The organism is Micromonospora sp. NPDC002411, assembly GCF_053592955.1.
In genome coordinates this window covers 1-8329 of sequence record NZ_JBSFBM010000302.1, presented here as the reverse complement: position 1 = coordinate 8329, position 8329 = coordinate 1, and the positions used below count along the sequence as shown (strand labels likewise).

Below are 8329 nucleotides of genomic sequence, written 5' to 3'. Positions count from 1 at the left end.
CCGCGTCGACGCCGGCCGCGCGCCGGGCGTCCGGCGTCGCGCCAGCCGGGTAGAGCAGCGCGTTGGCCACCAGGTGCAGACCATTCTCGTTGTACGCCCGGAAGAGCGGATTGAACGCGAACAGCACCGCCCGACCAGCCCCGGTCGGCTCGTCCACCACCGCTGCCGTGCCCTTGAGGATGTCCGCGCCGACGGTGTAGCCGTTGGCCCAGAACGTGTCACCCGTCGGGTAGGTGAGCACGTTCGTCCCGGTGGTGCTCGGGTTGAGGATCGGGTCGCTGTTGTTGAACTCGAAGTCCTCCGCCGGGCGACCCGACGCCACCGGGCTGGAGGTGTCCACGTCGACCCGCAGGTGCGAGCCGATCACCAGGTAGTCGGCGGGCTTGGTCTTCTCGGTGGTCGAGGTGAGCCCGGCGGCGCGGGCCAACCGGGTGCCCTCGTTGCGCAGCCCGACGTAGGTGTGGCCCTGGGCGATCCACTCGCGCAGGTTGGCCTGGCCGGTAGCGGTCAGACCGCCGGTCGGGTTGCTGCCGTCCGGCACCAACAACACGGTACGCCCGGTGAACGCGGCGGTGTTGTCGTTGATGTCGGCGGTGGTGACCGGCTTCAGGTCCAGCCCCCACCGCTTGCCGAGCACGTAGCGCGCCTCGCCGTGGGAGCCCGACGTGGTGGAGATGCCGGTGCCCTGGAAGAGCCCGACGTCGGGCAGGTCGAGGCGGGTGCCGGTGGGCCGACCGCCCGGCGTGAGCGTCACCCCGAGCGACCTGGCCAGCTCGTCGACGGTACGGCTCACAGTGGTCGCCGGGATGGCGACCCGACTGCTGCCGAGGTCACGGACCAGCGGGACACCGCGGCCGAGAAGGGTGAAGGTGAACTCGGCGGCGGCAGCCGAGTCCATCGGGTACGTGTACGAGCCCCACGGCCAAGCCGCGCCGGTGCGACCACCGGTGACCTTCCGGACCAGCTCGGCGTTCGGCTTCACGGTGTCGCCCGTGTAGAGGGCCGAGACACCCATCAGCAGCGGGTTGCTCCAGGACGACACGTCGTAGAAGTACGGGAACGGCACGTACGGGTCCTCGCCCATGACGGCCTGGATCCAGTGCTTCTGCGGCTGGTCCATCGGGATCCAGTACGCACCCTTGGGCACCGTCACGTTCGTGGCGGTGCGCCCACCAAAGACCCGCGCGGTGGACACGCGGGTTGGTTTGCGCAGCTCGTACACCTCGACGTCCATCCTGCGAAGCCGCTCGACGAGCTGGCGGACGTCGGCGAGCTGCCGATCGGGCAGCAGGAAGTACGAGCGGATCGTGATGTCCGGCACCGGGAACTGGACCTCGTTGGTGGGCTGCACCACCTCGTTCGGCTCCAACGTGCCCGCCCGGCCCTGGGTGAGCGCGTCGGTCCAGATGTCGTAGTACCCGTCCAGCACCTCGCGCTTGTTGGCGGCGGCCCAGCCCAGCGTCGACCACTGGGTGTGGAACTGCTGCTGCACGCGGTCGGCCACCGTGGAGGCGCTGCCCTTCTCGTACGTCATGCCGGCCGCGCCGAAGCCGGTGGTCGGCACGGTGTCGCCGTACCCCATGAAGAACATGTCGTACGTGTCGTAGTTGAAGTAGCACTCGGTCGTGACGGTGTCGTCGCAGGCGCCGTTGAAGCCGAAGCCGGCCTTGTTGGCCTCGCCGATCCGGTTGATCCAGTCCACCGCCTCGCCGGCGATCTCGTGGTGGATCGGGTCGGCGTTGGGTGGGAAGAAGTACTGCCGGCCGCCCATCTCGTGCGCGTCGACGAACACCTGCGGCGGGTAGCGGCGCAGCAGTTCGAGCTTGCCGTCGGTCTCCTGCTGGGTGCGGGCGAACCAGTCCCGGTTCATGTCGAAGCCGAACTCGTTCTGCCGCCGCGTCGCGTCGCGGCCGTCCGGGTTCTGGGTGGGGACGATGATGGTGACCAGGTTGTCGTTGCGCCGGGCGACCTCGCAGGACAGGCCGGCCGCCAACTCGTACAGCGTCTTGAGCGCCGCGTCGGTGCCGCTCTTCTCGCCACCGTGCACGTTGGCGGTGACCCAGACGATGGCCGGGCTGTCCTTCGCCGTGCGGGCGGCCGTCCGCGCGTTGGTCCGGCGCGGGTCGCGCAGGTCCCGTACGTCGTCGGCGATCTTCCGTAGCGCGGCGGGCCGCACGTTGCGCTCGTTGGACACCACCGCGTACGGCAGAGGCTGGCCGAGGACGCTGGTGGCCATCACCCCGGTGACGACCCGGTTGGAGGCGCTGTCGACGGCCCCGAGGTACGTCCGGACCTCGTCGTTGGTGACGACCCGCTCCTGCCCCACGCCGAGGGGGAAGCCGAGCACCGCCTCCGGGCTCGGCACGGTGCCCAGCCGTGCGGTCGGGTCACTGCTGCACCGCGACGGTGGGGCGGCGCTCGCTGTCGACGTGCCGCTGACCAGGGGAGTCATGCCGAGCAGGAGCGCGACGGTGGCCGTACCCGCCAGCCGCTTCGGAGGGACCGTCCAGAACGGACGCGACGATGAGGGCATGTCTCGGGTTCCCTTCTGGGGAAGAGCCTCGCAGTGGCCGGAGCCTATGAACCGGCCGACACGACGGTCAAGGCCTGATCGACTTCCGTGAGTCCGTGGGGCTGCCGAAGGCGACATCGCCTGGCAGGATGAGGGAGTGGGGTTTGCCTTCGCCGGAAGGAGAAGACGGTGCCCGCGTCTCAGGAGACCATCACGCTCTCGGTCTATCCGGATCTGCCCTCTGCCGATGCTCGGCGCTCCCTTGCCTCCTGGCTGCGCGCCGAGGACCGGCTCCGCGGGCAGGTGAATGCAGCCCCCGCCGCCGACGTGACGCCGCCGTCCGACGAGATGTCGGGGGGCGCGACGGACGTGCTGCTGGTGGCGGTCGGGAGTGGCGGCGCGGTCATGGTGCTGGTGCAGGCCATTGCCGGCTGGTTGACCCACCGCCGCGAGGACGTGACGGTGAAGCTGACCCTTCCGGGCGGGTCGTCCGCCGAGTTGGACGTCCGCCGGGCCCGCGACATGGACCAGGTCACCGCCCTCATCGAGGCTGCCGTACGCGCGCTGGCCGAGCACGAACCGTCTGCCGAGACGAACGACAGGTGAGCCGCCCCGACCCGACCAGGTCGACCGCGCTGCTGATCGGCACTGCCACGCACAGCCAACAGGCCCTTGAAGACCTACCCGCGGTGCGGGCGAACGTCACCGAGATGGCCCGGTTGGTGACCACCGGGCCCGTCGATCTGGTCGCCGTGGAACGGTGCACGCAACTCCTCGACCTTGCGCATCCTGGCGAGGCGGGTGTGACCATCGCCGAGCGCTGTGGCGAGGCCGAGGACCTGTTGCTGGTCTACTACGCCGGCCATGGGCTCCTGGACGACAACGGGGAGTTGTTCCTCGCGCTGTCGGGCACGAACCCCCGACCGGACTGGCTGAAGTACACGGCCATCCCGTTCAGCTGGATCCGGGACGCGATGCGGGACAGCCCCGCACGTACCCGGGTGTTGATCCTCGACTGCTGCTTCGCGGGCCGCGCGCTCAACACCATGTCCGCCGCCGACGTCGAGAACGGGTTGGCCGACCGTAGCGAGATCCAGGGGACGTTCACCCTGACCGCTACCTCCGACAACGTCGCCGCCATCGCCCCGGTCGGCGCGGAACACACGGCGTTCACCGGCGAGCTGCTCAGCCTGTTGCGCCACGGGCCCCCGGTGCGCGACGGCCATCCCGACGGGGAAGACCTCACCCTGAGCGCCGCGTACCGGCACCTCGCGGTGACCCTGCCCAGCCAGGGCCTACCCCGTCCGCGTCAACGCAACACCGACCTCGCGGCCGACCTGGTGTTGCGTCCCGCCCCCGCAGCTGCGGCCGCGCCGGTGGCCGAGGATCAGCCAGCGAACGAACCGCCCGTCGCCACGCCAGCGGTCGGCCTGCCCACCTCGGCCGAAGCCCGGCCGGTGATCGACACACTCAGCCGACCGCAGCGGCTGTTTCACCCGTTGCACCGCGAACTGCTGAGGGCACATTGGCGACGGCTCGCGCAGGCCGCCGGCGTCGAAGCCGTGTTCCTCGTCCTGCTGCTGGGATGGTTCATCTCGAGGGAGACCGTGCCGGACCAGGTGGGGTGGGTCGACGGTGACCTGATGCTCACGTTCTTGGAACTGGGTGCTGCGGCCATCGTCACCGCGTTGGCGGCCACCGCTGCGGGCGACGTGCGGGATGGGTTCCTGGGAGTTGCAAGGATCAAGTGGGGACTGGCCATCGCCACCTGGGGTGTGGTCGTCGTGATCCTGCTCGTGACGGTGATCATCTGGGTTCTGACGCCCGTTTTCGGTGACGACATGATCATCGCCGTTCCGTTCATTGCCTGCCTACTCGCCTGGTTCGCATGGTGGCTCGGGGGCCGTCGGGTGAATATGTGGTGGCGTACCCCGGTCGCGGTCGCCACCACGGTCGGCGTTCTCCTGTACGCAACCCGGGGTCCGGCGGAGGAGGGAACCCTGTGGTGGCAACTGCTCGAGAGCCACTCCCTCGGGCTGTTGTGGACGGTGACCGGGATCCTCGTGATCGGCTTTCTGGTCGTCACCCAACTCGAGGACGTGGTGACCGGCCACTTCGCTCTGGCGAGACGCCCGCTCGTCGTCTCCCTCTCCAAGCAGGGCATCGGCATCCAGACCAGAACACACAACAGGTTCATCGCCTGGCACCACCTGGACCGGATCTTCGTCGCCGGCAACATCCTCGTCATCGCCTTCAAACGGGACTATCCCGAGGTGGAGAAGCCGCGCGAGTTCACCTACTCCACACAACTGGGTGGCTTTCCAGTGGCCGACCTCCGGCACTTCCCGCACAGCCGGGCGGAGATCCTGCACGCCCTCTCCCACTTCGCGGGTGCCACGCTGCACGGGGTCACCCCGCCCGCCCCGGACGAGGATTGGCTACCCCCGCGACCGGACGGGAAGCCTGCCCTGCGGTACAGCGACCGTTGGAGCACCCAGTGAGGTGAAGCCAGCCCGCCGCCGACCGGACAATCGGTCGACGACGGGCCGGGTCGAGGGCAGTACGGCTACCAGGTGGTCAGGCCGAGGTCGATCGTCCTGGTCAGCGTGGCGTTGTCGTCGTCGCCGTCGAGCGACCAGACCATCGCGCCGCCCAGACCGGCCCGGCGGATGTAGAGCGTCTTCTGCAACACGACAGCCGGGTCGTCGTACGTCCACAGGGTCGTACCGTCGAACAACCAGGCGTGCCCGGCGCGGAGGTCGCGGTGCACGGTGAACCCGTTACCGGCCAGGGTCTTGAGCTTCTTGTAGTCCTCGTTGCCGGCCTCGAAGGTGGCCGGCGCGGGCCCGGTGGCCGGCTGGAAGAGACCGTTGCCGCCGCCGGTGATGCCGGTCCAGCCGCGACCGTAGTACGGGATGCCGAGCACCAGCTTGGCGCGGGGCGCGCCGCGGGCGATCCACCCGTCGACGGCGACCTCGACGGAGAAGTCCGGGTCGTCCGGCGCGCCGGCCGGCACGCGCAGCGCGGACTGCTGGTTGGCCTTCGCGTCCCAGCCGCCGTGGAAGTCGTACCCCTGCACGGTGGCGAAGTCCAGGTACTTGAAGATCTTGCGGCCCTCGTAGCCGGCGTCCATGGTCGCCGGGTTGGCCGGCAGGAAGGCGGTCAGCGGGTGATGGGTGCGGGTCTTGCGCCCGTGGGCGTCGAGTTGCCTGCGGAACTCGGCGAGCAGCTTGGTGAAGTTCTCCCGGTCCTCCGGGCGGATCACGTTGCCCGGCTCACCGTCCCAGTTGGGCCACTCCCAGTCGAGGTCGATGCCGTCGAAGACACCGGCCCCGGCGCCCGGGCTGCCGGGGAGGTTGCCCTTCAGGTAGAGGTCGATGCAGGACGCGACGAACGCCTTGCGGGAGGCGTCGGTGCGGGCGGCGTTCGAGAAGTACGTCGACCAGCTCCAGCCGCCCAGCGAGATCAGCACCTGGAGCTTGGGGTGCTTGGCCTTGAGCTTGGCGAGCTGGTTGAAGTTGCCGTTGAGCGCCTGCCCCGGTGCGTCGGCGACGCCGTCGACGCTCTCCTCGGCGGGGACCGGTCGCTGGTAGTCGGCCCAGGCGTCGCCCTCGCCGGGCCCACCGTCCACGTAGCAGCGGCCGTCCTCGCTGACATTGCCGAAGGCGTAGTTGATGTGGGTGAGGCGGCTCGCCGCCCCGGAGGTGTCGAGCTTCTTCACCGGGAAAGCCCGGCCGTAGATGCCCCACTGGGTGAAGTAGCCGACCCGGTGGTAGCCGGCGCGGTGCTGCTTGTTGTCGCCCGCACTCGCGGCGGTGGGCGGGGCTGCCGTGATCAGCAGGGCCGCCAGGGTGACGACGGCGGTGAGACGGCGGTGGCGGAATGGTCGCATCGGCACACTCCTACGAGGTGTCAAGCAGAATAGTAAAGAGACTTATCTGATTGATGAAGTTAAGCCGGTCACCGTCCACGGTCAAGAGCCGTCCAGCCACATGGGGGATTGTGACGGCGTTACCCGGTGGTAACGATGTTGTGCCATGGACTCCGCCTTGACTTTGATCGGACTGCCCATCGCCCTCGGCGTCATCATGCTCGGTCTGGGTCTCGGACTGACCATCGCGGACTTCCGCCGGGTGGCCCAGCACCCGCGAGCCGCCGTCATCGCCCTGGTGTGTCAGGTGCTGGTGCTGCCGGCGATCTGCTTCTGCCTCGTCCTCGCGTTCGACCTGGCGCCGGAGCTGGCCGTCGGCATGATGCTGCTGGCCGCCTCGCCCGGCGGCACGACAGCCAACCTCTACAGCCACCTGTTCGGTGGGCACGTGGCCCTGAACATCACCCTCACCGCCATCAACTCGGTGCTCGCCGTGTTCACACTGCCGATCCTGGTCAACCTGTCGGCGGCGTACTTCCTGCCCGACGGCCGGAGCCTCGGGCTGCAGTTCGACAAGGTGGTGCAGGTCTTCGCCATCGTGCTCGTCCCGGTCGCGATCGGCATGCTGATCCGCGCCCGGCTGCCACACGTCGCCGAGCGTCTGAACCGCCCGGTCCGGATCCTCTCCGTCGTGGTGCTCGTCGCCGTCATCGCCGGGGCGGTGCTCGGCGAACGGGAGAACATCGCCGACTACTTCGTCGCGGTGGGCCTGGCGGTGCTCGCGTTCAACCTGCTGAGTCTCGCCATCGGGTACGGGGTGCCGCGACTCGCCGGAGTCGACCGGAGCGCCGCGACGGCCGCCGGATTCGAGATCGGCATCCACAACAGCACCCTGGCCATCACGATCGCGCTCAGCCCGGCGCTGCTCGACAGCACCCAGATGGCGATCCCCGGAGCCGTCTACGGCATCGTCATGTTCTTCACCGCGGCGGCCTTCGGCTACCTGGTGACCCGCGTCCGCACCCGGTCCGCCGCGACATCGACGCCCTGACGGAGGTGGTGCTGGCCCGGTCGCCCTCGGCGAACCGGGCCAGCCACTCAGCCGACCTGGTCGTTGTCCTTGAGCGAGCCCCAGCCGTGCCAGCGGTCGATCTCGATCAGGGCACTGACCCGGCCACGATCACGCCGGGGGTACGCGTTGCCGGTGTAGTGCTGGGCCAACCGGTCGATGTCCGCGAAGTCCTCGTCGGCGCGCAGCTCGGCGACGTGCCCGATGATGCTGACGTGGGTGTACCAGCCGGCCTCGTCCAGGACGGTGAGCGACACCCGCGGGTCGTTGCGGACGTGCTCCAACCGACGACGGCTCTCGTCCATGTTCACCAGGATCCGACCGTCCTCCCACAGGTACCAGGTGGCGGCGGAGACCGGCTGACCACCGTTGCGAAGCGTGGTCATGACGGCCGGGTTCGGCTTGCGCAGCATCTCGACCGCGGCCTCGGGAAGCGGTGGCTTGGACATGAAGTCTCCTTATGGCGTGAACGTGTACCCCTGCACGTTACGCAGCCGATTACCTGCTCGCTTCCAGTTCGTACCTGTGTGGCGGTGACGGCTGGGGCGTCCGGGGCTGTGGACCTGGCGGTAGTGCGGGTGGACGGAACGCACCCTCACCGCGCGCCTCCGGCCGCCGGAAACGTACAACTTGATAAGTTCAATTCGCTAGCGACAGCCTGTGAGGTCGGCCAAGTCGTGCCACCGTCTACCTGCGTCTCGATCAGGCGTTGGGCGAGTTGAACCAGCGCCTCGGTGGTCAACCTGGTCCTCGTCCGCCTCGGCTACCCGCCCGTGATCATCTTCATGCCCGAGCACATCGGAGCGGACATCGTGGCGAGCGTGGTGGAGCGGATCACCGCGACCGCGGATCCGCCGGTGACGCCGCTCTGGTGCCC

6 protein-coding genes are annotated in these 8329 nt (G+C 69.0%); 3 read left to right on the top strand and 3 right to left on the bottom strand.

The genetic code is table 11. The annotated features are described in order from the left end of the window. A partial coding sequence (locus ACWCO3_RS27370) for a M14 family zinc carboxypeptidase (RefSeq protein WP_450012766.1) occupies positions 1 to 2533 on the bottom strand: 2533 nt, incomplete at its 3' end. A gap of 168 nt (positions 2534 to 2701) precedes the next feature. Between ACWCO3_RS27370 and ACWCO3_RS27365 the strand changes: the two genes are divergently transcribed. Together ACWCO3_RS27365 and ACWCO3_RS27360 are read left to right on the top strand one after the other, a co-directional pair. Further along, on the top strand, positions 2702 to 3118 hold the full coding sequence (locus tag ACWCO3_RS27365) for an effector-associated constant component EACC1 (protein WP_145780478.1): 417 nt from the start codon (positions 2702 to 2704) through the stop codon (positions 3116 to 3118). Next, on the top strand, positions 3115 to 5013 hold the full coding sequence (locus ACWCO3_RS27360; protein ID WP_450012763.1) for a caspase family protein: 1899 nt from the start codon (positions 3115 to 3117) through the stop codon (positions 5011 to 5013). The genes ACWCO3_RS27365 and ACWCO3_RS27360 overlap by 4 nt, the downstream gene beginning before the upstream one ends. 65 nt (positions 5014 to 5078) lie before the next feature. On the opposite strand, the gene ACWCO3_RS27355 is transcribed toward ACWCO3_RS27360, so the two are convergent. Beyond that, positions 5079 to 6404: a glycoside hydrolase family 18 protein gene (locus tag ACWCO3_RS27355; protein WP_450012761.1), complete on the bottom strand. Its 1326-nt coding sequence runs from the start codon at positions 6402 to 6404 to the stop codon at positions 5079 to 5081. 145 nt (positions 6405 to 6549) lie between these two features. Between ACWCO3_RS27355 and ACWCO3_RS27350 the strand changes: the two genes are divergently transcribed. Further along, positions 6550 to 7434 (top strand): bile acid:sodium symporter family protein, encoded by an 885-nt coding sequence (locus ACWCO3_RS27350; RefSeq protein ID WP_145780483.1) that lies wholly within the window; start codon positions 6550 to 6552, stop codon positions 7432 to 7434. Between the two features lie 47 nt (positions 7435 to 7481). Here ACWCO3_RS27350 and ACWCO3_RS27345 read toward each other — a convergent pair whose 3' ends face one another. Continuing rightward, a complete protein-coding gene (locus tag ACWCO3_RS27345) occupies positions 7482 to 7901 on the bottom strand; it encodes a PPOX class F420-dependent oxidoreductase (RefSeq protein WP_450012759.1) in 420 nt (139 codons plus the stop codon). Positions 7902 to 8329 lie beyond the last annotated feature (428 nt).